At 66.0% G+C, this 25,927-nt stretch carries 18 protein-coding genes; 10 read left to right on the top strand and 8 right to left on the bottom strand.

Annotated features, from left to right (window positions below):
* Nucleotides 1–135: 135 nt before the first annotated feature.
* A complete protein-coding gene (locus tag ACIP90_RS09780; RefSeq protein ID WP_400578969.1) occupies nt 136–675 on the top strand; it encodes a hypothetical protein in 540 nt (179 codons plus the stop codon).
* A 137-nt stretch (nt 676–812) separates the two neighbouring features.
* Here the strand turns inward: ACIP90_RS09780 and ACIP90_RS09775 are convergent, their stop codons facing one another.
* From ACIP90_RS09775 to ACIP90_RS09760, 4 genes are all read right to left on the bottom strand, one after another.
* Complete coding sequence (locus ACIP90_RS09775) at nt 813–2,009, bottom strand: AI-2E family transporter (RefSeq protein ID WP_400578967.1); 1,197 nt, start codon at nt 2,007–2,009, stop codon at nt 813–815.
* 182 nt (nt 2,010–2,191) lie between these two features.
* Entirely contained in the window at nt 2,192–2,767 is a 576-nt protein-coding gene (locus tag ACIP90_RS09770) for a hypothetical protein (protein ID WP_400578966.1), read from the bottom strand.
* Between the two features lie 174 nt (nt 2,768–2,941).
* Entirely contained in the window at nt 2,942–3,622 is a 681-nt protein-coding gene (locus tag ACIP90_RS09765; protein WP_400578964.1) for a FadR/GntR family transcriptional regulator, read from the bottom strand.
* A gap of 6 nt (nt 3,623–3,628) precedes the next feature.
* Nucleotides 3,629–4,852 carry an MFS transporter gene (locus tag ACIP90_RS09760; protein ID WP_400578962.1) on the bottom strand — a complete coding sequence of 408 codons (1,224 nt, stop codon included), beginning with the start codon at nt 4,850–4,852 and terminating at the stop codon, nt 3,629–3,631.
* A 140-nt stretch (nt 4,853–4,992) separates the two neighbouring features.
* On the opposite strand from ACIP90_RS09760, the gene ACIP90_RS09755 reads away from it, so the two are divergent.
* Complete coding sequence (locus ACIP90_RS09755; protein ID WP_400578961.1) at nt 4,993–6,573, top strand: CHAD domain-containing protein; 1,581 nt, start codon at nt 4,993–4,995, stop codon at nt 6,571–6,573.
* 43 nt (nt 6,574–6,616) lie between these two features.
* On the opposite strand, the gene ACIP90_RS09750 is transcribed toward ACIP90_RS09755, so the two are convergent.
* Complete coding sequence (locus ACIP90_RS09750) at nt 6,617–8,053, bottom strand: PucR family transcriptional regulator (protein ID WP_400578959.1); 1,437 nt, start codon at nt 8,051–8,053, stop codon at nt 6,617–6,619.
* A gap of 143 nt (nt 8,054–8,196) precedes the next feature.
* Here ACIP90_RS09750 and ACIP90_RS09745 point away from each other — a divergent pair, with 143 nt between their 5' ends.
* From ACIP90_RS09745 to ACIP90_RS09735, 3 genes are all read left to right on the top strand, one after another.
* Nucleotides 8,197–9,627: an aminobutyraldehyde dehydrogenase gene (locus tag ACIP90_RS09745; RefSeq protein ID WP_400578958.1), complete on the top strand. Its 1,431-nt coding sequence runs from the start codon at nt 8,197–8,199 to the stop codon at nt 9,625–9,627.
* 27 nt (nt 9,628–9,654) lie between these two features.
* Nucleotides 9,655–11,019 carry a 4-aminobutyrate--2-oxoglutarate transaminase gene (gene gabT, locus ACIP90_RS09740; protein ID WP_400578955.1) on the top strand — a complete coding sequence of 455 codons (1,365 nt, stop codon included), beginning with the start codon at nt 9,655–9,657 and terminating at the stop codon, nt 11,017–11,019.
* Nucleotides 11,020–11,270: 251 nt separating this feature from the next.
* Complete coding sequence (locus tag ACIP90_RS09735; protein ID WP_400578953.1) at nt 11,271–12,137, top strand: universal stress protein; 867 nt, start codon at nt 11,271–11,273, stop codon at nt 12,135–12,137.
* Between the two features lie 44 nt (nt 12,138–12,181).
* Here the strand turns inward: ACIP90_RS09735 and rarD are convergent, their stop codons facing one another.
* Nucleotides 12,182–13,234, bottom strand: a complete 1,053-nt coding sequence (gene rarD / locus ACIP90_RS09730; protein ID WP_400578952.1) for an EamA family transporter RarD — start codon at nt 13,232–13,234, stop codon at nt 12,182–12,184.
* A gap of 113 nt (nt 13,235–13,347) precedes the next feature.
* Between rarD and ACIP90_RS09725 the strand changes: the two genes are divergently transcribed.
* The 5 genes from ACIP90_RS09725 (at nt 13,348) to ACIP90_RS09705 (ending at nt 24,649) form a co-directional block, all read left to right on the top strand.
* Nucleotides 13,348–14,346 (top strand): DNA topoisomerase IB, encoded by a 999-nt coding sequence (locus ACIP90_RS09725; RefSeq protein ID WP_400578950.1) that lies wholly within the window; start codon nt 13,348–13,350, stop codon nt 14,344–14,346.
* A 122-nt stretch (nt 14,347–14,468) separates the two neighbouring features.
* Nucleotides 14,469–15,902, top strand: a complete 1,434-nt coding sequence (locus tag ACIP90_RS09720) for an FAD-dependent oxidoreductase (protein WP_400578949.1) — start codon at nt 14,469–14,471, stop codon at nt 15,900–15,902.
* Between the two features lie 452 nt (nt 15,903–16,354).
* Complete coding sequence (locus tag ACIP90_RS09715) at nt 16,355–21,991, top strand: peroxidase family protein (RefSeq protein WP_400579373.1); 5,637 nt, start codon at nt 16,355–16,357, stop codon at nt 21,989–21,991.
* Nucleotides 21,992–22,258: 267 nt separating this feature from the next.
* The gene (locus tag ACIP90_RS09710; protein WP_400578946.1) at nt 22,259–23,818 is read left to right on the top strand and encodes an APC family permease; all 1,560 of its coding nucleotides are present in this window, start codon (nt 22,259–22,261) and stop codon (nt 23,816–23,818) included.
* Between the two features lie 150 nt (nt 23,819–23,968).
* The gene (locus ACIP90_RS09705) at nt 23,969–24,649 is read left to right on the top strand and encodes a VOC family protein (protein ID WP_400578945.1); all 681 of its coding nucleotides are present in this window, start codon (nt 23,969–23,971) and stop codon (nt 24,647–24,649) included.
* Nucleotides 24,650–24,687: 38 nt separating this feature from the next.
* On the opposite strand, the gene ACIP90_RS09700 is transcribed toward ACIP90_RS09705, so the two are convergent.
* Together ACIP90_RS09700 and ACIP90_RS09695 are read right to left on the bottom strand one after the other, a co-directional pair.
* On the bottom strand, nt 24,688–25,323 hold the full coding sequence (locus tag ACIP90_RS09700) for a DUF2461 domain-containing protein (protein ID WP_400578943.1): 636 nt from the start codon (nt 25,321–25,323) through the stop codon (nt 24,688–24,690).
* Nucleotides 25,324–25,477: 154 nt separating this feature from the next.
* Nucleotides 25,478–25,927 (bottom strand): catalase-related domain-containing protein (locus ACIP90_RS09695; protein WP_400578941.1); only part of this gene is annotated, 450 nt, incomplete at its 5' end.

The raw sequence follows: 25,927 nt of genomic DNA, 5'->3' as shown, positions 1-25,927 counted from the left end.
GGCTTCCGTAACATTAGTAAGTGTGCTTACCATATGCACACCATGACTTTGGTGTGGCTGCTGCCGGCGGACAAACCCCGACGGCGGCGCGGAAGCCATCGTTCCCGATCCGACCTCTACGTTAGGAAGCACATCATGGCAGGAAATCTACTGGCACGCTCCATTCACGACCTGACGGCGGCTGCCTGGTTCGGCGGTGCGCTGATGGGGGCCATCGGCCTGAACGGAGCCGCCGCAGAAGCGAAGGACCCCGCGGAACGCACCAGGCTCTCCAGCCTGGGGTGGATGAAGTGGGCGCCCATCCAGACGGCGGCCTTCGCCACCCACCTCGTGGCTGACCTGGCCATCGCCTGGGAGAACAGGGAGCGGATCGCCAAGCAGGACGGCGTGGGTGCTGACACTCTCTACAAAACAGCCGCAACCCTGGCGGGCGCCGCCGTGACACTGTATGCCGGGATTCTGGGCAAGAAGGTCGAGAAACTGGCGGACGAGGGTGCGGAAGGCGCCACGGAGCCGCGACCCGACGCGTCGGAGAAGCTGCAGGCCGCGCAGAAGCAGCTGAAGGCGCTGCAGTGGGCTATCCCGGCATTTGCGGCCTGGGTCATCGTGCTCGGAGCAAAGCACGGCGAGATGCAGCGGCCCAAGAATGTGTTCATGGGTCTCCGCGACCGCTGACGCCGGCGGTCAGCCCCAAGCAGTGGCTGGCTGAGGAGGCAAACGTCGACGGCCGGGTCCCGTATCAGGGGACCCGGCCGTCGTCGTGCGCACCGGAGTCGTGCGCCCCGTAGTCCTGCGCACAGGGCCGAGGACCGCTACACCGGTTGGCTGTTCGCCGGCGGAAGGCTGGGGTTCATCGGTTCGAGGTCGGGATCCTCGGCGGTCCAGACCTGGATCACGGACCAGATGACGGCCGCGAGCGGAACGGAGAGGACGGCGCCGATGATGCCGGCCAGGATGGTGCCGGCGGTAAGGGCCATGAGGATGACGAGGGCATGGAGCTGGAGGGATTTCCCCATGACGATCGGCTGCAGCAGGTCACCCTCCAGCTGATTCACGGCGATGACGACGGCAACGACGATCAGTGCCACAACCGGCCCGTTGGCTACCAAGGCCACGAGCGCGGCCAGGATGCCCGCCACGGTTGCCCCCACCAGCGGGACGAAGGCGCCCATGAAAACAATGATGGCCAGCGGGATGGCCAGCGGCACCTGCAGGATCAGCAGCGCGGCGCCGATTGCAACTGTATCCACCAGCGCCACGATGGCCGTACCGCGGACGTAGCCGCCGAGAACCTCAAGGGTGCGGCGTCCAGCGCGGCGGAGTTTGGCCTCCCGCTGGCCGCTGAAGGGCCTAAGGAAAAAGTTCCAGATCTTCGCGCCGTCCTTCAGGAAGAAGAAGAGGATCACTACCATGAGGGTGGCGCCGGCAAGGAACTCGGTGACCACGGACAGGCCGGAAATTGCTCCGGACCGGACCTGGCTGCTGGTGGCGAACTGAATAATGCCTTCCCTGGCCTGGTTCAGCTGTTCACGGTCCAGCGGGAATGGTCCGGTGAGGAGGAACTTTTCCAGTTCATCGAGGCCGGAAGCGGCTTGCTGCACCAGATCGTTCCACTGGCTGCGGACCGACAGGACAATCACCGTGGTGACGCCGGCCAGCAGTGCCAGCAGTGCCACAAACGCTATGCCCGTTGCGGCGGCGCCGGGCAGGCCCCTGCGCCGGAGCATGTTCACGAACGGGCCGATGGCGGCCGAGAGGATCAGCGCGATCATGGTCGGGATGACCAGCAGCCTGACCTGCAGCAGTGCATACACGGATACGCAGGCGACGGTGAGGATCAGCAGGATTTGCGCGGACCGGGTGGCCATCCGGCCCAGGCTGTCGGTCCACAGTTCGCGGGGCTGCTTCGTTGCGGCAGGGGTCTTGTTGGCCGGCCGGGCTGCGTTATTGCCGGCGTGATTATGGTCGCGAGGTAATTCTTGCTCGGACAGTTGTGCTGCTCGGGCCATGGGAACTCCTAGTACTCAGCGGGCAGTGGACAGCGTCTGGCTCCCCAATCAGATAGTAAGCCTACTGATGTAAAGGGTGGCGGTGAAACCGGCACCCGCTGGGCAATCGTTGAGGGCACACGCTGCGGGCAACCCGGTGGGCAAGCCTCGTAGTGCAAAAGAAGCGGCAACCCGCGGGAATGTCAGAATTCCGCGTTGACGAAGCCGATCACGATGGCCGCCCACCAGCACGTTTGTGAGATGCCCAGGCACAGAAGCATGTGGATGCGTTGGCCCAGGGGCAGGGCTGCAAAGGTCGTCGTGGGCGGCATGACAACGAGGCGGCGCATGAGCGGAATCAGCATGATGCCGTTCAGCATCAGCACCAGCACGGCCGCCAGCTTCACCAGCGTCCAGGGATTGCTGAGGTCGGGGCTCAGCAAAGCGCCGGTGAAGAGGAGGATGGCGGTGCCCGACCAAATCAGGGGGCCGGCGGCGCCGTCGAGTCGGATCGTCTCGGCAAGTTCACGCCTGCCGATCAGCCACAGGAAACCGTGCCAGTCCACCAGCAGGATGGCACCGAACGCCAGGACCAGGGCGAGGATGTGGACGGCGAGGCTCAGGACGCGAGGCGGTCCCTCGACCGTGACGGACAATCCCGCGGCCACGGCCAGCGCCCACGCCGCCACGGCGGTGACGCAGAGAATTCCAACCAGGCGGCGGGACGATTTGTGGGATTCCCGCGGGATCTTGCGGCCCGCGGCTGCACTGTACGTCATGGTCTACCTCCAACTGCCTGAAAGGACCGTTGCTCATGGGTGGCGGGTGCTGCCGCGAGGTAAACCGCTAAATCGAGGATCGAACCGGGACCTTGGAAAAACCTTGGAAAAACCTTGTGAAACGGGCTTTCACCCCTCCGATCGGTTCGCCTGAATGAGGGGTAACAGCCGCCGTTACTCCCTTAGCCATTCGGCGCAGGAGTTGAGGTTGCGGTTGACGCTCGCCACCGCCGCGTCAACATCGTGGGCCTCGATCGCATCAACGAGTGTTTCGTGGCCCTCGCGCGGCACTCCCTGGAATCCGGGGCGCCCGTGCTGCTTCAGCAGGTCGTCATGGAAGACTTCACCGAAGCTGGTGTACAACTCGTGCAGCAGCGGGTTCGCGGAGGCCTGTGCCACGCGCACGTGGAAGCCCCAGTCGGCACGTGCCCAGGCTGCGTAGTCCGCCGTGTTCCAGGAGGCTTCGCGTTCGGCGAGCAGCGCTCGCAGGGCGGCGACGTCGTCGGCCGTTGCGTTGCGGGCGGCGAGGCGGGCCGCCTGGGTGTCCAGTCCGACCCTAACTTCGAGGATGTGCTCCTCGGTGTGGTCCTGGTACATGCGGCGGGCAGCGCCGGAAATCTCGCTCGTGGCGCGGACGTACGTGCCGTCGCCGCGGCGGACCTCCAGCATGCCGCTGTGGGCCAGGGCCTTAATCGCCTCGCGGAGCGTTCCGCGTGACACGCCCAGGCCGGCCATCAGCTCTGTCTCGGAGGGGATCCGCTGCTGCAGCGGCCACTCGCCCGAGTGGACCATTGCCCGGAGTTTGGCGGTTATTTCGTCGGCCAGCGGCTGGCGGTGCGAAGTGCTTAGCGTCATGGCGTCCTAGCCTTTCGTCTTGGCAGTGTTCTTGGCAGTGAGGTGGTGGGCTACAACTATCTGCGCCACGGCAATGGCCAGCAGCAACGCCAGCGGCAGCGTCCAGCCTCCGGTAGCACTGTGCAGCAGGCCCATTCCGAACGGACCCACGGTGGCCAGGAGATAGCCGGTGGACTGCGCGAGAGTCGAGAGCGCGGTGGTCTCGGCGGTGTCCTGGCCGCTGCGACTGATCATCACCATAACCAGCGGAAAGATGCCAAGCCCAAATCCGAGCAGCACAGCCGGGATGGCCGCGAGGGATACCGGCAGGACAAGGAGCGCGGCGATCCCGATGAGCATCGTGAGACTGACCAGGTAAAAGGCCGGGCGCAGCATGCGTGGCCTGGAGCCGATGGCGATCAGCACCATGCCGGCCGGAACCGAAACCAGCTGCATGAGCCCGAACATCAGGCCGCTGTCCGCGGCACTGAGCCCCATGGTGGTGAGCATGTACGGGAACCAGCTCAGCAGCGCGTAGGCGAGCAGGGCCTGCAATGTGAAGATTGCGGTCAGCAGCGCCCCCTTGCGGGTCCGCAGCAGCGGCCACGGCGACACAGGCCCTGACGTCCCGCGGACGCTGTGGCGGTGGGCATGCAGCGCCACCGGAAGGAACCCCAGGAAGGCGGTCACGGCGAGAATGCCGATCGCACCCACACCCGCGGACGGCGAGCCAAGCAGCTGGGCCAGGGGCACCACTGCCACGGCGGTGACGGTGGCCCCGGTGGTCATGGTCACGGTGTAGAGGCCGGTCATGAGGGACGTGCGGTGAGCGAAATGCTCGCGAATGAATGACGGCATGGCCACGTTGCAGACCGCCAGGCCGGACATTCCCAGCACCGTTCCGGCCAGCAGCATGCCGGTCGAGGGGATGCCGCGGAGCATCAGCCCGCCGGCCAGCATCGCGAGGCTCAGAAGGATGGACTTCTCGACGCCCAGCCGCCCTGTGAGCCACGACGTCGCCGCCCCCGCCACCGCGAAACACAGCGTGGGAATGGACGGGATCACTGACGCCACCAGCGGGCCGTAGCCCAGCACCAGCTGAAGATCGTGGAGGAGCGCAGACGCGCCGGTGATGCCCGCCCGGAGGTTCAGTCCAATCAGCACCAGCGCAATAACGCTGGCCACGACGGCGCCGTGGGCCTTGGGCGGGCGGGCAGCGGTCGCGGCGGGAGCTGATGAAACGGAGGTCATTCCTTAAGGTTAGACGTTAGACGTTTGATGTCTAGGGTTTTGTGGCAAAGCTCTCGCGGCTCCCTGGCCGGAAGCATAGACTCGGGCACAGGAACAGGTGGCGACTGGGGCCGCCGAACCGAAAGGATGGCGTACGTGCCATGACTCCCGAGGGCGTAGAAACCGAGAAGAAATACGACGTCGATCCCGGCGCCGCGCTGCCGGCACTGCAGGATATAGCCGGAGTGGAGCGCGTGGGCGAGCCGTACGATGCCGACCTCGAGGCGGTTTATTTCGACACCGACGACCTCGCCCTGGCTTCGCGCCGGATCACCCTCCGGCGCCGCACCGGGGGAGCCGACGCCGGCTGGCACCTCAAGCTGCCGGCGGAACCCGGCGCGGCCGCGGCTCCGGAGAAAGTAGCCCGGCAGCGGCGGGAGATTCATGCGCCGCTGGGACAGGCCGCCGTCGTCCCCGGGGACCTGCTGGCGCACCTGCACGTCTACCTTCGCGGCGCCGAGCCGGCGCCCGTCGCCCGGCTGAAGACCAGGCGCACCACCCATGCCCTCTACGGGCACGACGGCGTGCACCTGGCCGACTTTGCAGACGACAGGGTAGAAGCCGAACCCTTGGGCGGTGCGGGTCTGGGCGGCGGGGGCCAGAAAAAGGAATGGCGCGAGTGGGAGCTCGAACTCGTCCACGGGGACGCGGAGCTGTTCCCTGCCGCCGCTGCCGCCTTCGATGCGGCGGGGGCGAAGCCGGCAGCCCACGAGTCCAAGTTGGCGCGGGTACTGGGAGAGGCCTGGCCGAGCGGGGAAGCAGCGCCGGATCCCGGAAACGGGGGACAGCGGCCGGCCGGTAAGAAGGCCCCGGGATCCAGTGTCGTGACCGCCTATCTTGCCCAGCAGATCGGGGCGCTGCTGGCGATCGATCCTGCGGTGCGGCTGGAAGACCCCGACGCCGTTCACCAAATGCGCTCCGCCGCACGGCGGATGCGCTCCGCCTTGGCGGTGTACCGCAAGCTGTTCGGAGCCGCCGCGGTCCGGAGACTCCGCGATGAACTGCAGTGGCTTGGCCGGATCCTCGGATCACCGCGTGATGCAGAAGTGATGCGCGAGCGGCTGCGCACCCACGTTGCCGAGCTGCCGCCGGAGCAGGCCCGCGCCGTCAACCACAGGCTGGACCGCGAACTGGGCGACCGGTTCGACGCGGGCTACCGGAAGGTGCAGGAAGTGCTCATGGCAGACCGCTACTTCCGGCTGCTGGATGACCTTGAGGACTTCCGGGACAACCCTCCGGTCAGCCCGGCTGCGGCCGCCCCCGCCGGAACCGTGACCCGCAAACGGGTGAAGAAGACGGTCCGGCGGCTGCGCCGCTCGCACAAGGCGGCGCTGCGCGAGAAGAAGGGCCCGGAGCATGAGACCGCGCTGCACCAGGTGCGCAAGGACGCCAAACGCCTGCGGCACGCCGCGGAGTCGGCCGTGCCGGTCCACGGGAAGCGGGCAACCAAACTGGCCAAGGCCGCCCGCCGGCAGCAGAAGATCCTGGGCGAGTACCACGACAGCGTGGTGGCACGGACGCTCCTGGACAAAATGGCGCGCGGTCCGGAGCTGCCGGAGCAGGTGACCGCTGCCTACGGCTCCCTACTGGAAACGGAAGCCAGGATCACCGCCCGCACCGAAGCCAAGTACCGCAAGTCCCGGCGGAAGGCACGCAAGCTCCTGAAGCGCGGAGTCAGCTAGCCGTTTTCGGCCTCCAGCGGTGGTCTCGTCCACGCGCGCTGAACTACGCCTGGTGCCGCGATCCGAGCCGCGAGACCGCGAGGGCAAGCCACAGCTGGACGCGGTCGGCGGTGATGGAGGGGTCGTAGCCGGTGAGTTCGGTGATCTGGGCCAGACGGTAGCGCACCGTGTTCCGGTGCAGGGTCAGGGCTTCGGCGACGGCGGCCACCGAGCCGTTGTTGTTCAGGTAGCTTTCCAGCGTGGTCATCAGCTCAGCCCCGTGGGCGGCGTCGAACGTGCGCAGCGGATTCAGCGACTCATGGGCCATGTCCGCGAGGGGCACGTCCTCGCTCGCCAGCAGCAGCGACGTCAGGCTGAGCCGCTCCGGCTCGTTGACGGGCAGTCCGTGGCTCGCGGCGTCGCGCGCCTCGAAGTAGCTCCAGCGCAGGCCGTTTGGCTTCGTGTAGGCGCCGCCGATACCGATCGTCGCATGGATTCCCGCCTCGGCGAGATGGTCGCTCAGGCTCCGGGCCAGCGCCGTGGCGCCGCGGCCGTCGTCGGCGATTACGGTGATCAGGTCCTTGCCGACGACGGCGGTCACCGCCTTCTCGAGGGCCCGCGGCAGCGATGAGGTTACCAGCTGCTTGTGGTGCGCCTCGGAACTGGCCAGGAGCACGACGTTCTTGCGGGTGCTGTTGATACCGGTGCCCGCCAGACGGCGCGTGGCTTCGCTGGGTTCCAGGGTTCCGTGGATCACGTCCTCCAGGACCTGTCCGCACAGCGCGCGCTCGGCCTGGCGCTGCTTGACCATGTTGTTGAGCTCCACGCTGATGAGGTTCTGCGCGTACCCGATGATGCCGGAGTCCTCGAATGGCTGTTTCACCCACAGCGTGCAGGCGTCGCGGCGGCCGGTGGGGATCGGGTACGAGGACCAGGAGTTGGCCTCCGGCGGTACGGAACCGCTGTTGTACAGCTCGGCCGTGAACTGGGTCAGGACGACATCCGTGCGCAGCATGCCGCCGAGGTGCTTGAGCAGTTCGGCCAGCCCGCCGCCCGTGAGCAGCGCGCGCGCCAGGATCTGGTGGCCGGCAATGAGGCGTTCCAGCTTGGAATAGTGGTCCGCGGACTGCGCATCCGCCACGAGCTTGCTGATCGCAATGAACGGCGTGCCATACGGTACTTCCACCACCGGCAGCCCCCAGCGGTTTGCCTCTGCAACCAAAGCCGGCGGAACGGCGTCGTGCGTGAGCCCCACGCCGAAACCAATCCCCACAGCGCCGGCGCGCTGGACCTGGCGGACAAAGCGGCGCTGTTCCGGAGCGGTGCGCATCCGCAATCCCGTGGTCAACACCAGTTCGCCGCCGTTGAGGAAGCGCTGCGGGTCCTCGAGTTCCGTGACCGCGACCCAGCGAATGTCCTGATGCGAGGTGGTCTCCGCGAGGCCGGATTTCTTAAGTCCCAGAGACTGCACGGCGAGGAGGGCCGCGAGGGATATTGCCATGGAATCAAGGGTAGCCGGTGGCTGGCCGATCGCACTAAAACCCCGGCGCAAGGGTGTGCAGGTGGCTATTCCCCGGGCAGACGGGCTGGCATAGGCTCAAAGCAGCTTCATCACACCATTCAGGACGAAAGAGGTTGTACACCGTGGTTCAAACCTTGCAGAACTTCATCAACGGCGAGTTCGTTGCACCCGCCGGCACCGGACTTCTTGACATCGTGAATCCCGTGACCGGTGACGTCGTGGCCAAGTCGCCCATCTCTGACGCGGCAGACGTCGACGCCGCCATGGCGGCCGCCAAGGACGCCTTCAAGACCTGGAAGCACACCACGCCGGGCCAGCGCCAGCTCATGCTCCTCAAGCTCGCGGACGCTGTCGAGGCGAACAGCGATGAACTCGTGGAGGCACAGCACCGCAACACCGGGCAGGTGCGCTCGCTGATCGCCTCGGAGGAAGTGGCCGCCGGCGCTGACCAGCTGCGCTTCTTCGCCGGTGCTGCCCGCATCCTCGAAGGCAAGTCAGCCGGCGAATACTTCGAGGGCCACACGTCCTTCGTCCGCCGCGAGCCCATCGGCGTCGTGGCCCAGGTGGCGCCGTGGAACTACCCGTTCCTGATGGCCATCTGGAAGATCGGCCCCGCGCTCGCCGCCGGCAACACCGTGGTGCTCAAGCCCTCGGACACCACGCCGGAGTCCACCCTGGTGCTGGCGAAGCTGGCCAAGGACATCTTCCCGGCAGGCGTCCTCAACGTCATCCTGGGCACCGGCGAAACCGGCGCCATGATGGTGGAGCACAAGGTCCCCGGCCTCGTTTCCATCACCGGCTCCGTCCGCGCCGGCATCGCCGTCGCCTCCGGTGCAGCCAAGGGCCTCAAGCGCGCCCACCTGGAGCTCGGCGGCAAGGCTCCGGCCATCGTTTTCAAGGACGCTGACATCAAGAAGAGCGCCGCCGCGATCGCCGAATTCGCGTTCTTCAACGCCGGCCAGGACTGCACCGCCATCACTCGAGTGCTGGCCCAGGACTCCGTTCACGACGACCTGGTCGCTGCCATGGTGGAACACACCAAGACGCTGCACACCGGCTCCCAGAACGACGAGGACAACTATTTTGGTCCGCTGAACAACGTCAACCACTTCAACGCCGTGTCTTCCGTCGTTGAGCACCTGCCAGCCAACTGCCGCATCGAAACCGGCGGCCACCGCGCCGGGGACAAGGGTTACTTCTTCGAGCCGACGATCGTTACCGGGGCCAAGCAGACCGATGACATCGTGCAGAAGGAAACCTTCGGCCCGGTCATCACCGTGCAGAAGTTCAGCACGGAACAGGAAGCGGTGGAGATGGCCAACGACGTCGACTACGCCCTGGCGTCCAGCGTCTGGACCTCCGACCACGGCACCGCCATGCGGCTCAGCCGCGATCTTGACTTCGGTGCGGTCTGGATCAACACCCACATCCTGCTCACCGCCGAAATGCCCCACGGCGGATTCAAACAGTCCGGCTACGGCAAGGACCTCTCCGTGTACGGCGTCGAGGACTACACGCGCATCAAGCACGTCATGTCCGCCCTTGATGCTTAACCCTTGACGCGAAGAAAGGCTCACTTCATGACCACCACCGCCAACGAAATCACCTACCGCCTCGAGCAGAAGCGCCGCGTCCAGGCCGACTTCCCGGGCCCTAAGTCCCTCGCGCTGGCCGAGCGCCGCAAGGCTGTCGTCGCCGCGGGCGTCGCCTCCGGCGTTCCCGTCTACGTTGCAGACGCCGACGGCGGCATCATCCACGACGTCGACGGCAACTCCTTCATCGACCTCGGCTCGGGAATCGCGGTGACCAGCGTCGGCGCGTCCGATCCCGCCGTCGTCGGAGCCGTGAAGGAAGCCGTGGAGCACTTCACCCACACCTGCTTCATGGTCACGCCCTACGAAGGCTACGTCGCCGTCGCCGAACAGCTGAACCGCCTCACGCCGGGCAGCCACGAGAAGCGCACCGTCCTCTTTAACTCCGGCGCCGAAGCCGTGGAAAACGCCGTCAAGGTGGCCCGCCTCGCCACCGGACGTGACGCCGTCGTCGCCTTTGACCACGCCTACCACGGCCGCACCAACCTGACCATGGCGCTGACCGCCAAGGCCATGCCGTACAAGACCAACTTCGGTCCGTTCGCGCCCGAGGTCTACCGCATGCCCATGAGCTACCCGTTCCGCGAGGAAAACCCCGCAATCACGGGGGCCGAGGCTGCCAAGCGCGCCATCACCATGATCGAAAAGCAGATCGGCGGCGAGTCCGTGGCCGCGATCATCATCGAGCCGATCCAGGGCGAAGGCGGCTTCATCGTCCCGGCCGACGGCTTCCTCCCGGCGCTGTCCGCGTGGGCGAAGGAAAAGGGCATCGTCTTCATCGCGGACGAGGTCCAGTCCGGCTTCTGCCGCACCGGCGAATGGTTCGCCGTGAACCACGAGGGCGTTGTCCCGGACATCATCACGATGGCCAAGGGCATCGCCGGCGGCATGCCGCTGTCCGCGATCACCGGCCGCGCCGACCTGCTCGACGCTGTCCACCCGGGCGGCCTGGGCGGCACCTACGGCGGCAACCCCGTGGCCTGCGCCGCGGCGATTGCGTCCATCGGCTCCATGGAGGAGCACAACCTCAACGGCCGCGCCAAGCACATTGAGGAACTCGCGGTGGGCCGCCTCCGCGAACTGGTAGCTGAGCTGTCCGAGCGTTCCGTGATCGGCGACATCCGCGGCCGGGGTGCCATGCTGGCCATCGAACTGGTCCAGGCCGGGTCCAAGGAGCCCAACCCCGAGCTCACCAAGGCCGTGGCGGCTGCCTGCCTCAAGGAAGGCGTCATCATCCTGACCTGCGGCACCTACGGCAACGTCATCCGGCTGCTGCCGCCGCTGGTCATCAGCGACGAGCTGCTGCTGGACGGCCTCGAAGTGCTCTCCGCCGCCATCAAGGCCAACGCGTAATCCACCCCCTCCCCTCGGGCGCGAATTGGCAGATAATGCCCCGTTTCGCGTCTTTTGAGGGCATTATCTGCCCGTTCGCGCGGGAGTTTGCAACGGCGTGCACGACGACGGCGGGCCGGGTACCTTCGGATACCCGGCCCGTCCCCGTATCGCGGGGGTAAAGTCGTCTTCACCAGTGAACGTCACACCGCAGGCCGGGAAGCGCCGGGGAAACGGCGCCGCCGTCTGCCTCACCCGTAGAGGGGTTTTGCATGCGCTACGTCGTCGGTTACACGCCCACCGAGCGCGGCGCGGACGCCGTCGCGCTCGCCACGTCGCTGGCCCTGGCCCAGGGCGCACACCTGGACCTCGTCTATGTCGTGAAGAAGGGTGCCCCTTATGTGGCGCTGAACCCGGAGGGCGGCCACGTCAGCGCGGCGGAGCAGGAGGTGCTGGCGGCCGAACGGCAGGGCCTCGGCCTTATTCCGCAGGGCCTTCCCGCCACGTTTCATGTGCGGGAGGCCGATTCTTTTGCGGGCGGGCTGATCGATGCGGCCGTGGAGTTAAAGGCCGGACTGATCGTGGTGGGTGCCGCCAGCACCGGCCTGTTCAAGCGGTACACCGTCGGCACCGTGGCCAACGCTTTGCTGCATGCCTCGCCGGTTCCCGTCGCCCTCGCCCCGCGCGGGTACCAGCGGACGGCCCCCATGACGCGCCTGACCCTTGCCGTGGGCCAGCGTGCCGGGGCCGAGGCCGCGATTGATACGGCGATTAACGCGGCCAAGAGGCGTGGGGTGCCACTGCGCCTGGTGTCGCTCGTCGAACTGGATGCCGCGGGGGACGCCGGGGAGGCAATCAACGCCGCCCACATCCACGCGAACACCGTCCTGACCGCGGCCTCCGGGAAAGTGCCCGCGGGCCATGAGGTCAGCGTGGCCGTAGCACATGGCCGCACCATCGAGGAAGCCATCGACGGCCTGGAATGGCACGACGGCGAGATCCTCATCGTGGGTTCCTCGCGCCTCGCGGAGAGGAACCGCATATTCCTCGGCAGCACGGCCAACAAAGTGCTGCGGGCACTGCCGGTGCCCATGGTGGTTGTCCCGCGTGACTATGAGCAGGTCGACGCGGTGCTCTGAGGACTCCACCAGACGACCCCACCGAGCGCGCCGGAGGTGGGGGCTTAGGTGTCCGTTCGCGCTTCCCGAAGGGAGAGCCTGCGGGCAGCGGAGTTCTTGCGGGCCGTGGTGAGCATGTCGACGGTGAGCACGAGCAGGGCCAGCCAGACGACGCCGAAGCCGATCCACCGCTCGAGGGTCATGGCTTCCTGGAAGACCGCCAGGGCGACGATGAACTGCAGCACCGGCGCGAAGTACTGCAGCAGCCCGATCGTGGTCATCGGCAGCCTGCGGGCGGACGCACCGAAGAACATCAGTGGCACGGCGGTGATGATGCCGGATGCGGCAAGCAGCCAGAAGTGTCCGGCGCCGTGGCTGGCCAGCGTGGCACTCCCGCTGACGCCCAGGAAAATCATGGTGGCGGCGGCCAACGGCGTCAGCACCACGGTCTCCACCGTGAGACCCGTGACGGCGCCCACCTTGGGACCCACGCGCTTCTTGACGAACCCGTACAGGCCGAAACTGACGGCCAATGTGAGGGCGATCCATGGCAGTTTGCCGTAGGAATACGTGAGCACGGCGACAGCAATGAAACCGATGCCGACGGCGGCCCACTGCAGGGGGCGGAGTGTTTCCTTCAGTACGAACACGCCGAGCAGGACGGAGACCAGCGGGTTGATGAAGTAGCCCAGCGAGGTCTCGACGGCCTGGCCGGTGGTCACGCCGTAGGTGTAGGTCAGCCAGTTCACGGCAATCAGGACGGCGGCGAGAGTGAGGGTGCCCAGGACGGAGCGGTTCCGGAAGGCGGCGCCCAGGACACGCCACGCCCTGGTGACGGTGACCAGAAGTGCACAGAACAGCAGGGACCAGACCACCCGGTTGGCCACGATTTCGACGGCTCCCGCCGGCTGCAGCACGAAGAAGTAGAGCGGGAGCAGCCCCCACAGACCGTATGCGCCGACGCCGAACAGGACCCCCGCCGTCGTGTCCTTGTCCACGGCCTTCAGGCCCGGAGTCTGCGCACCGGAAGCGGTCACCGCCGGCCGTTCCGCAGTGGGCGGCGCGGCGGGAGGTACAGCGGAGGAGACGGATCCGTCAGGCGTAGGCACAAGATCCATAACGCCATCTGGCGCTGCCGTATTCCGTCCAGTGGGGCCGTAGTTGCGTGCCGCACAGGAATAGTCAGTAGGCTTTCCATTATGAGGATGTTTAGCGGGCAGGATGAGGCGCGATGAGGCTGCGCCGCAGCAACGCCTCCGGGCGCGGGTACCGCAGGGTGGCGGCGGGCAAGGGGTTCAGCTACCGGGACCTCGACGGGTCAACCCTGCCGCCCGGGCCCGTCCGGGAGCGGCTCGAAAGCATCGGCATCCCGCCGGCCTGGACCGATGTGTGGATCTCGCCGTTTGAGAACGGCCACATCCAGGCCACCGGCCTGGACGCGATGGGGCGCCGGCAGTACATCTACCACCCGGAATGGCGCGAGCGGAAGGACCGGGTGAAGTACAACCGCGCGCTCCAGCTCGCGGAGTCGCTGCCCGCCGCCCGCCGGCTGGTCACCATGGATCTGAGGAGCGACGGCGTTACCCGCCGCCGAGTCCTCGCCGCCGCCTTTCGCATGCTTGACAGCGGATCCCTGCGCGTGGGCTCCGAACGGTACACGAACGAAAACGGCAGCCGCGGCCTCGCCACGCTGCTCTGCGCGCACGTGCAGGTCAGGAAAGGGCGCGTGCTGCTCAGCTTCCCGGCCAAGAGCGGCAAGAACTGGGAATCGGAAATCGCCGACGAGGACCTCGCCGCCCTGGTACGCGTGCTCAAGCGGCGCGGTGGCAACGCCCGCCTGCTGGCCTACAAGGATGGGAGGAACTGGCATCCGGTGACCAGCGCCGACATCAACGAATACGTCAAGGAGCGCACCGGATCCGACTTCACCGCAAAGGACTTCCGGACCCTCCACGGGACCGTCGCAGCCGCCGTCAGCCTCGCCCGGAGCGGCCCGCAGACGAAGGTTGCGGCACGGAAGGGTGCCGTCAAAGCTGCCATGCAGGATGCCGCCGCCGTCCTGGGGAACACGCCGTCGATCGCCCGGAAAAGCTACGTGGATCCGCGCATGCTGGATCACTTCGCGGCCGGCGAGACGATCGACCCCAAACGGCTGGACTCCGGGGAATCGGAACTGCGGGCCCTGCTCTACCGCGAAGGCGACGTGGTGCCCCTAAAGGAGAGCGGCTGATTGCCCGAGGCCTGGCGGCTGACCCGCTGCGTCACGGTTCAGCGCAGGAACATGAGGACAATTAGAATTGAAAACTGCGCGCAGGATGACACGCGCAATTTCCCGTTCCAGAAGGGCTCCCGGTGTCCAACTCAGCTGAATCCACCTCCCAGAGGCCGCTCCGCGTCGCAATTGTCGGAGCCGGACCCGCCGGTGTCTACGCTGCGGACATCCTGACCAAATCCAATGAAGTGAAGGGCGGGGACCTGGAGGTCAGCATCGATCTTTTCGAGGCCTACCCTGCACCTTACGGCCTGATCCGATACGGGGTTGCTCCGGATCATCCCCGCATCAAGGGCATCGTCAACGCCCTGCACAAGGTCCTGGACCGCGGCGACATCCGTTTCCTCGGCAACGTCACCTACGGCCGGGACCTCACCCTGCACGACTTCCGGGCCTTCTACGATGCCGTGATCTTCTCCACCGGCGCCATCAAGGACGCCGACCTGGACATCCCGGGCATCGACCTCGAGGGCTCCTTCGGCGCCGCGGACTTCGTGTCATGGTACGACGGCCACCCCGACGTCCCGCGCGAGTGGCCGCTGGACGCCAAGGAAATCGCCGTGATCGGCAACGGCAACGTGGCTCTGGACGTGGCGCGGATGCTGGTCAAGCACGCCGATGAGCTCCTCGTCACCGAGATTCCGGACAACGTCTACCAGGGCCTGAAGAATTCGCCGGTCACTGACGTACACGTGTTCGGACGCCGCGGCCCGGCGCAGGTCAAATTCACGCCCCTGGAGCTTCGCGAACTTAGCCATGCCCGCGACGTGGACATTGTGCTGTACCCGGAGGACTTTGAGTTTGATGAGGCCTCGGACGAGGCGATCCGCACCAACAACCAGACCAAGACCATGGTGAACACCATGACCAACTGGCTGGTGGAAGAGCACGCCGAGTCCGAACAGCCGTCCTCCCGCCGCCTGCACCTGCACTTCCTGCACAGCCCCGTGGAGATATACGACGACGGCGGGTCCGGCAAGGTTGCCGGCATCAAGTTCGAGCGGATGCAGCTGGACGGCACCGGAAACGTCAAGGGCACGGGGGAGTTCATTGACTACCCGGTGCAGGCGGTCTACCGCGCCATCGGCTACCACGGCTCCCCGCTCGACGAACTGGAATACGACGCCGAGCGAGGGGTGATCCCGAACGAGGGCGGCCGCGTGCTCGACGCCGAGGGGAAGCCCGTCCCCGGCATCTACGCCACGGGCTGGATCAAGCGCGGGCCTGTCGGCCTGATCGGGCACACCAAAGGCGACGCCCTGGAAACCATCGGTTTCCTCCTCGAGGACCGGCTGACGCTGCCGCCCGCGGAGAACCCGGATCCGCAGGCGATCATCGACCTGCTCGAGGAACGCGGCATCCAGTACACCACGTGGGAGGGCTGGAACCGGCTGAACGCGCACGAAGCAGCCCTCGGAGCGGCGTGGTCCGAATCAGCGGCGGCTGAGGGCGTCGTGCGCGAACGCATCAAAGTAGTGCCGCGCGAGGAAATGATCGAGATTTCCCGCACCTGACACTTTGGCGCGCACTGATGACGCGCTCCCGGGGGAAGCCGCGGGATGGACGGACCGATGGAAGCCGGTCGGCCTTACTGCAGAAAAAACCTAGAAGATGACGCCCGGGCGCGGGGCCGCAATTGAAGGCCCGGCCCGGGCGTTGCATGTTCAAGCCGTCATTGGGAACCCCCAATCTGGGTGGCCTTTTCGAAGGGAACCGTTCTCCGCGCCTCTGCAGAACCCATTTACTCCAAGGTTTTTAGGAGTGGGGCCGAACACCATGTCAGTGTTCCATCCCTCCTAGCGGCAGGTGTGCCATGAAACTCTCAGCCTTGAAGTCAGACGGGGGCGGGGATCAAAGCCGATCCACAGCCCCCACCGATCCACCAACCAATCGGCGTCTACGACGCAGCAAGCGAAACAAGCGGCCGGTCTCCTTCCGGCTGATTGCGGCAGCAACCACCCTGGCGATGCCCGCGGCCATGGGACTGCCCGTGGTTGCAGCCAACGCGGTGCAGGGACCAGTAGGGGCGGGGTTCAATGTCACCCCTTCGGACCTGTCGTTCATCCTGAAGCAGATCAAGATCGCCGAAAAGCACGTGGCCGATACGACGGCCGAGACCGGCCCCTGTGGCGCCCTGAAAAACCAGCTCGCAAGCCCGATGCTCTCCCTCGGACTGCGGACGGTAGACGGCAGCTGCAACCACCTCGAGCCCGGACAGGACAACTTCGGCGCCGCCGACCAGGTGTTCCCGCGTTTGGGTGCCGCATCCTTCAAGGACGCAGAGAACGCGGCCTTTGGTCCTCCCGTCGCCACCAAGTACTCCCAAAAGAAGGGCAACGTTTTCGACTCGCACCCACGCGTCATCAGCAACCTGATCGTCGACCAGACGTCCACGAACCCGGCAGCCGTTTCCGCTGCCGGCAATCCCGTGCGTACCCAGGGCAATGAAGGGGTCAAGCCCTGCACCACCGACCCGGACCCGCTGTCCGATCCGCCGGTGGCAGCTGACCCCGTGGACTGCGTTCCGTCCTACAGCACGCTCTTCATCCCCAACGTGACCACGGACGTCGGGCTGTCCCCGCCCTACAACTCCCTCTTCACTCTGTTCGGCCAGTTCTTCGACCACGGCATCGACCAGACCGTGAAAGGCGGCGGCAACGTCTACGTTCCCCTCAAGGCAGACGACCCGCTGATCGCGGGCCCCAACCATAAATTTGACGACGACCCGGCGACTCCCGCCGTCGAGGGCGTGGACAATCCGGCAACACGGGATGTTGTTGAAGGCGACGACTTGCCCGTGCACCTGCGTTTCATGGCCCTGACCCGCGGCCTAAACCAGCCGGGTGCGGACGGCATTCTCGGTGACGACCCCAGCACGCCTGTTGATGAAAGTGCTGACGATGTCCAGGACGCCCTCAACACCGACTCCCCGTGGGTGGACCAGAGCCAGACCTACACCTCCCACCCCTCGCACCAGGTGTTCCTCCGTGAGTACGTGACGGACGACGCCGGCCGTCCCGTTGCCACCGGCAAGCTGCTCGGCGGCCCCGCCGGACCGACCGCAGGAGGCATGGCCACGTGGGCAACCACCAAGGTGCAGGCCTTCGAGAAGCTCGGCATCCGGCTTGAGGACAAGGATGTCCTCAACGTCCCGATGATCAAGTCTGACCTGTACGGCAACTTCGTCCCCGGTCCGGAACGCGGCCTTCCCGTGTTCATGACGGCCAGCGGCGAGGTTGAGGCGAACCCCGCCGACAACGGCGGAACGGGAACGCTCGTTCCTGCCGATGTGCACTACTTCAACACCCCGTTCCTGACGGACATTGCGCACAACGCCGACCCGTCAAAGAAGGACCATGACCACAACCCCGGGACTCCGGCTGTGGCCCCGACCAAGGACGCGGACACCACCGCCTCGGCCGATTTCGCCAGCCAGGCACCCGGCACCTACGACGATGAGATGCTCGATGCGCACTTCATCGCCGGCGACGGCCGCGTCAACGAGAACATCGGCCTGACCGCCATTCACCAGGTGTTCCACTCCGAGCACGACCGCCTGGTCGACGACATCAAGACCACGCTGGCCAAGCCGGAGAATGCCGCGCTTCTGGGCGACTACCAGGCTGTCGGCGACGCGACGTTCAACTACGGTGAGCGCCTCTTCCAGGCGGCCCGCTTCGTGACCGAGATGGAGTACCAGCACCTGGTCTTCGAAGAATTCGCGCGCAAGATCCAGCCTCTGATCAACCCGTTCCAGCCGTTTGCCTTCACGCAGACGGAAATCAACCCGGCCATCAAGGCCGAATTCGCCCACGCCGTCTACCGGTTCGGCCACTCCATGCTGACCGAGACCATCTCGCGCCGGAACGAAGACAAGCCCGGCCCCGACGCCGCCTACGGAACGTCCGACGACATCCGGGGCTCCGAAAACGACATCTCACTGCTCGAAGGATTCCTCAACCCGCCGGCCTACACCGACGGCGGCGCCGAGGGTGAGCTGACGTCGGAACAGGCAGCGGGCAGCATCATCATGGGCATGTCCGACCAGGCCGGCAACGAACTGGACGAATTCGTCACGGACACGCTCCGGAACAACCTGCTGGGACTTCCCCTTGACCTTGCCACTATCAACATGACGCGGGCCAGGTCTGAGGGCATCCCGACGCTCAACGAATTCCGCAAGGACCTCCACGCTGAGACCAATGACGGCCAGCTCAAGCCCTACACGAACTGGATCGACTTCGGTGAGAACCTCAAGCACCCTGAGTCGCTGATCAACTTCGTGGCGGCCTACGGCAAGCACCCCACGATCCTCAAGGATGCTGGACCGGATAAGGTACTGGACAACGCCGATGACAAACCCGCTTCGCTGAAGTCCCGCCGCGACGCTGCCCGTGCCATCGTCAACCCGGACGCCCTTGCCGGCGATGTTCCTCCGGCGGACGCCGCGGCGTTCATGAACAGTGACGGCGATACCTGGTCAGACCAGAACGGACACTCCCGGACCGGCCTCGACGACGTCGAACTGTGGGTCGGTGGCCTCGCGGAACGCACCAACATGTTCGGTGGCCTCCTGGGCAGCACGTTCAACCACGTCTTCGAGCAGCAGCTCACCGAGCTGCAGAACGGCGACCGGTTCTACTACCTGGCCCGCACCCCCGGCATGAACCTGCGGGCTCAGCTGGAAGGCAACTCATTTGCGGAACTCATGATGCGCAACACCAATGCGCAGGCCCTGAAGGCAGACGCCTTTGCCACGGCGGACTGCAAGTTCGAGCTGAAGAACCTTGCCGGCACCCGGGACGGGTTCACCACATTCGGCAACACCGTCGCTGACGACTCGGCCTCGGAGTGCAACGAAACCAAGGTTCTGATCCGCATGGCTGACGGCACCATCAAGTACCGGATGACCAACACCGTGGACCCTTCCGGCATCAACGGCCAGAGCGTCTTCAACGGAACCGTCAACCCTGACCGCGTCTACGGCGGCAACGATAACGACACGTTCTGGGGCGGCGAAGGCAACGACATCATCGAGGGCGGTGACGGGGCCGACGTCGGACTTGGCGGCGAAGGCAACGACATCATCACCGATATCGCCGGTGACGACGTCCACAAGGGCGGCCCGGGCAACGACGCCATCGATGCAGGCCCAGGCCTGGACATCATCATGGCCGGTGACGGCAAGGACTTCACCAACGGCGGACCCAACATCAACGAAACCTTCTCCGGCGAAGGCGATGACTTTGCAATCGCCGGCCAGGGCGAAGACGCTGTCTTCGGCGACGGTGGCAGTGACTGGATGGAGGGCGGAGACGAGCCCGACCTCCTGATGGGTGACTCCAGCAACCTGTTCTTCCTGGACGACTCGCAGAAGCCGGGCCACGACGTCCAGGCAGGCCAGGGCGGTGACGATGACTACGACATGGAAGGTGGCGACGACATCGGCCTCGCAGGTCCCGGCATCGAGAAGGTTGCCGGCGGCTCCGGCTATGACTGGGAGATCGGCATTGCCGATCCGCAGCCGCAGGATGCCGACCTGGATCTGCAGATCCTGCCGCTGGACATCCTCCAGACGGGCGTCCGCGACCGCTACAACGAAGTCGAGGCCCTCTCCGGAGGCCCCTTCGACGACAAACTCCGCGGTGACGACGTGGTTCCCGCTGACATCGGCGGCGCCGGCTTCATCGGCTGCAACGTCCTTGATGAGCACGGTGTGAACCGCATCGCCGGCCTCAATGAGCTGATCCCGGCAGAAGCGCGGACAACCCCCATCGCCGATGTGATTGCCGCTTCGGCCTCGAAGGACTGCCCGCTTCTGGACAAGTCCGAGAACGCGATGGCCTGGGGCGACGGCAACGTCCTCCTCGGCGGCGGCGGCAACGACATTATCGAAGGCCGTGGAGGCAACGACATCATCGACGGTGACCGTTACCTGAACGTTCGGCTGAGCGTCAAGAACGACGCCGGCGAAGTGATCGGCAGCGCCACGGGCATGACCACGCAGTACCTGAAGAACGAGGCCGGTGCCCTGACCGGAGCGACCCTCCAGGCGGACGTGTTCGCCGGCAAGGTCGACCCGGGCAACATCGAGGTGGTGCGGGAACTCCTCTCCACCAGCGGTGGCACCGACAAGGCCGTGTTCTCCGATATCGAGGCGAACTACACCGTCGACGTCAACGAAGAGACCGGGGTGACCACGGTGACCCACAACAACGCCGGCCCCGATGGAACGGACACCCTCCGGAACATCGAAACGCTGATCTTCGCCGACTCGGTCGCGCCCAGCGCACCCACCGGTGTGACGGCCGTGACCGGCAACGCTTCGGCAACCGTGAACTTCACGGCTGCTGTGGCCGGCGGGATCACGGACGAGTTCTCCATCAAGGTTGTCAATGTGGCTACCGGAGAGCAGGTCGGTGCACTTCGCACAGCACCAGGCGATGCCAACAGCCTGGTTGTCACCGGGCTGGCCAACGGAGTGCAGGTCCGCTTCGAGGTCACGGCTAAGAACGTCCACGGCTCCAGCCCGGCTGCAGTGTCCAACGCGGTCACTCCCGTCATGCCGGTGCTGGTGACTGCGGCCCCGACCATTACGGGAGCCTCTGTAGTCGGAGGCCTGCTGAGGGCCAACACCGGAGTCTGGGGACCGGCGCCGGTCACGTTCAGCTACCAGTGGTTCGCGGACGGCACTGCCATCGGCGGGGCTACGGCGGACACGTACACCCTGAGGGCCGGCGACGCCGGCAAGGCAATCACCGTCAGGGTCACCGGGTCGAAGGACGGGTACGCCACGGCATCCCAGACCTCGACGGCGGTAACGGCAGCCAACGTTGTGGGCCTCCTGACAGCGCTGCGTGACTTCAACGGTGACGGCAACGCGGACCTGCTGGCCAGGGACTCGAGCGGAGTGCTCTGGACCTACATGGGCAACGCATCGGGAGCATTCCCGACGCGGGTCCGGGTTGGCGGCGGCTGGGGTGTCATGAATACCATCAGCGCCTCCGGTGACGTGAACGGTGACGGCAGGGCTGACCTGATCGCCAGGGATACGAGCGGTGTGCTGTGGTCCTACCTGGGCAACGGCGCCGGAATCTTCCCGAACCGGATCCGGGTCGGCGGCGGCTGGGGTGTCATGAATGCCATCAGCGCCTCCGGTGACGTGAATGGTGACGGCAGGGCTGACCTGATCGCCAGGGATACGAGCGGTGTGCTGTGGTCCTACCTGGGCAACGGTGCCGGAATCTTCCCGAACCGGATCCGGGTCGGCGGCGGCTGGGGCGGCATGAATGCCATCAGTTCCTCGCGCGACCTGAACGGTGACGGCAGGGCTGACCTGCTGGCCAGGGACACGAGCGGCGTGCTGTGGTCCTACCTGGGCAGCGGTGCCGGAACCTTCCCGAACCGGATCCGCGCAGGCGCCGGCTGGAACACCATGACGGCAATCAGCGGTGCCGGTGACCTGAACGGTGACGGCAGGGCTGACCTGGTCGCCAGGGACTCGGGCGGCACGCTCTGGACCTACCTGGGCAACGGTGCCGGAATCTTCCCGACGAGGGTCTCGGCAGGCACGGGCTGGAACATCATGAACGCCATCAGCTAGTCCGTTTCCCAGCAGCCTCCCGGACCCGGACGGGCCGGGAGGCTGCTCCACCCCAGTATCAGCCTTCAGCGCTGATACAGGCCCATACCACCACGTCCGGACCTTCCACCACACCGCGCAGCCGCAGCGCGGGGGAGGTCCGGGCGTGGTTTTGTGCCGTCGAACACCATTCCAGTCTCATTATTTGGGACAAATGCAGCCGTCCATTGGCTGGACTCTATTATTGCTAGGTCTGTTTCCAACCCCGATCAGGATTGTGGACTACCTATGAATCTTTTCCGGACCAAATCCATCGAGCAGTCAATTGCCGACGCCGATGAGCCCGGACGCCAGCTGAAGCGTTCATTGAGCACGTGGGACCTCATGATCATGGGCGTCGCCGTAGCAGTGGGCGCCGGCATCTTCTCCGTGGGTGCCAAGGCCGCAGCCAACTTCGCCGGCCCCGCTGTCACCGTGTCCTTTGCGGTGGCTGCCATCACCTGTGCCCTTGCCATCATGTGCTACGCGGAATTCGCCACTGCCATCCCCGTGGCCGGCTCCGCCTACGTGTTCACCTACGCCACGATGGGCGAGGTTCTTGCGTGGGTCATCGGCTGGAACCTGATCCTTGAGCTGTTCACCGCTGCTGCCGTGATTGCCAAATACTGGGGCATCTACCTCAGCAAGGTCTTCGCTCTCATGGGCGTGGAGATCCCGCCCGCTGTCTCGCTCGGCGGCGTGGACCTGTACTGGGGCGCGTTCCTCATCGTCGCCGTCTTCACCGTACTGCTGGTGCTGGGAACGAAACTGTCCGCCCGGGTGGGCAACATCTTCACGCTGATCAAGATCGGCGTCGTCATCTTCGTGATCGTTGTGGGCTTCAGCTACGTCAAGTTCTCCAACTACGCCCCGTTCGTTCCGGCCTCTGAACCCACAGCGGGCACCGGGGCAGCGGATGTCATGAAGCAGTCCTTCTTCGGCTTCCTCACCGGTGCCGCCCCCGCCCAGTATGGAACGCTGGGCATCTTCGCCGGAGCAGCACTGGTGTTCTTCGCTTTCATCGGCTTTGACGTGGTGGCGACCTCCGCGGAAGAGGTCAAGAACCCGCAAAAGACCCTGCCGCGCGGCATCTTCGGCGGCCTTGCCCTCGTCACGCTGCTGTACATCCTGGTATCCCTCGCCCTCACGGGAATGGTCTCCTACAAGCAGCTGGCCGAGGTCGAGAACCCGACGCTCACCACCGCCTTCGAAGCCGTCGGGAACACCGATGCCGCCAAGATCATCGCATTCGGCTCCCTGGTGGGCCTGACCACGGTGATCATGGTGCTGCTGATGGGCCTCTCCCGCGTGGTCCTGGCCATGAGCCGCGACGGGCTGCTTCCGCGGTCCCTGTCCAAGACCAGCGAGAAGCGTTCGACGCCGGCACGGCTCCAGATCATCTGCGGCGCCGCGGTGGCCCTCGTGGCAGGCCTGACGAACGTTGATCTGCTCGAGGAAATGATCAACATCGGCACGCTCTCCGCATTCGTGATGGTCAGCCTGGGGATCCTGGTGCTGCGTAAGAAGCGGCCGGATCTCAAGCCTGCGTTCCGGGTGCCGTTCGGCAAGGTCCTGCCGATCCTGTCTGCGGTGCTGTGCCTGTATCTCATGACCAACCTGGCCGTGGAGACGTGGATCTTCTTCGCCATCTGGCTCGCGGTGGGCCTGGGCATTTACTTTGCCTACGGCCAGCGCCACTCCCGGCTCAACGAAAAGTTCGCCGGAGCGAAGGCCGCCGTGAACGGCGGCCCGGCCCGGAGCTCGGACGACGACCTGGACGACGACGAGGACGCCCTGACGAAGGTCTGACCCGCTGCTGGACTGGCGTTGGACGGCCGGCGTGGGGACAGCTTAGGCGTACCGTGCCCCGCGCCCCCAGGGTGCCTCTTCCAACCGTTGGGTCCGAGTCGTCGGACAGCGGTCCGATCTGCCAAACGCCCCGAGCGGTACGGTTGACTTGTGAACGCCACTATCGATCACCTGGTCATCGCCGCCGATTCCCTGGAACAGGGCGCTGCCTGGTGCGCGGCAACGTTCGGCATTCAGCCCTCCGGCGGTGGCAAACACCCGTTGATGGGTACTCACAACCGAGTGATGGCCATCAGCAGCGAGAGTTTCCCCGACTGCTACCTCGAGGTGATCGCGATCGATCCCGAGGCGCCGGCGCCGGGGAGGCCGCGCTGGTTTGGGCTCGACCACCCCGAAGTGCGTGAGGCTGTCCGCGAATCCCCTCGGCTGGTGCACGCAGTGGCGCGCACGCGCAAGATTGAGACGCTGCGGCGGGAACTTGCCAACTTCGCCCTCGACCCTGGCGAGTTGGTGGCAGCGCAGCGCGACACGCCTGACGGACTGTTGAAGTGGCGAATCACCATCCGCGACGACGGCCGCGCCGAATGTGCAGGCGCGCTGCCCAGCTTGATCGAATGGGAAGGGCAACATCCGTGTGCCCACATGCCCCTCAGCGATGTGGCGCTGCAGGGGCTGGTGCTGCGCGGCGTTCCCGCCCAGGCGGTCGACGTGCTGAAGCTTCCGGCCGTTCAGGCGAGCCCGGTCGACGCTGTGCAGAACGCGCCGCTCACCGCGGCGCTGGAATCGCCGCGTGGCCGTGTTGTGCTCGATGCATGGCACTTCGGGGGCTGAACAGCGCTGAAGCCGGCATGCTGGAGCGGAGACCTGTCCTAGGGCGCGGCGTGCCGTCCGACCCAGTCCACCAGCGGCCGCAGCTGCTCCCACAGCCGGGCGATCTCGGCCTCCGCTGCAGGTGAAGGAAGCCATTCCGGCTGGCCCAGAGCCACACTCGCGGCGAGCGACTTGTGTTTCAGGAGCTCCCCGCGGGGATGGTCCCGGGCGTAACCCCGGGGCACCGTCTTGAGCTTCTCTCCCTCGATGTGGAACCCGGCCATGGCTATGGAATCGACGATGTGTTGCAGCTGTTCCCCGGTGCCGGCGGCGTCCACGGCATTCCGGTACCGCGCCAGCTGGGCGGGGGAGTGGGAATGGTAGCCTCCGCCCACGAGCAGGCCGTCAGCGCTGAGCTGCAGGTAGTAGCCGACGCCTTCCTGGTATGACGCGAACGCGCCCTGGGCTGTCTTGTACGGGGACTTGTCCTGCGAGAACCGGATGTCCCGGTGCGGGCGGAAGATCTTGCCGGGCCCGAACCGGGGCTCAAGCCGGGCCAGGAGCGTGGTGAGCGGCTCCTTGACGGACGCCGCATACACCTCCTCATGGGCGTGCCACCATTCCCTGGTGTTGTTCTGTTCCAGCTCCTCGTAGAATTCCGCGGCAGCAGCGGGAATGCCGTCAAATGTGCTCATGATTGAAGAGTAGGGACGGTGCGCACCGCTGCCCACCCCCGCCGCAGGCTATGTGGACAGCGCAGGCTATGTGGACAACCGTGGAGAAGACAAAGAACCCCGCCGCGGCAGTGTGAGTGCCGGGGCGGGGTTCTTTTCAGCCGGTAGTGGCTTGTTAGCCGATCTTGTTGGCTGCCTCTGCGTCGGAGAGGGGTGCTGCGCCGAGGTTGGCGCGGAGTTTGGCGCCGAGTTCGGCGTCGACGTTGGTCCAGTACTGGATGGCGCGTTCCTTGATGCCGGGGCTCTTCACGCCGCCCACGGCGCCGGTGATGGTGTCCAGCAGGCGGGCCTTGGCGGCGTCGTCGTAGACCTCGCGGTAGAGGGTGCCGGCCTGGACGAAGTCGCCGTCCTCGGCGTGCAGGGAGTGCGCGGCGAGGGTCAGTTCGCCGTCGTTCTCCCAGCCGCCGGCCGGGTTCTGCGGCTCGATGGCTGCCGGGCCGCCGAGGGTGTTCGGGGCGTAGACCGGAACGGACGGGGCGTTGAAGAGGTAGCGTCCGGCGCCGTCCTGGCTGTAGTTGTTGACCTGGCTCTTGGGCTGGTTCACCGGGATCTGGGCGTGGTTGGT

Origin of the sequence: Arthrobacter sp. NPDC093139 (assembly GCF_044754165.1) — a bacterium.
In the GTDB taxonomy this organism is placed as follows: Bacteria; Actinomycetota; Actinomycetes; order Actinomycetales; family Micrococcaceae; genus Arthrobacter.
Note: the sequence above shows the minus strand (reverse complement) of the source record. Positions and strands in the feature narration are given on the sequence as shown.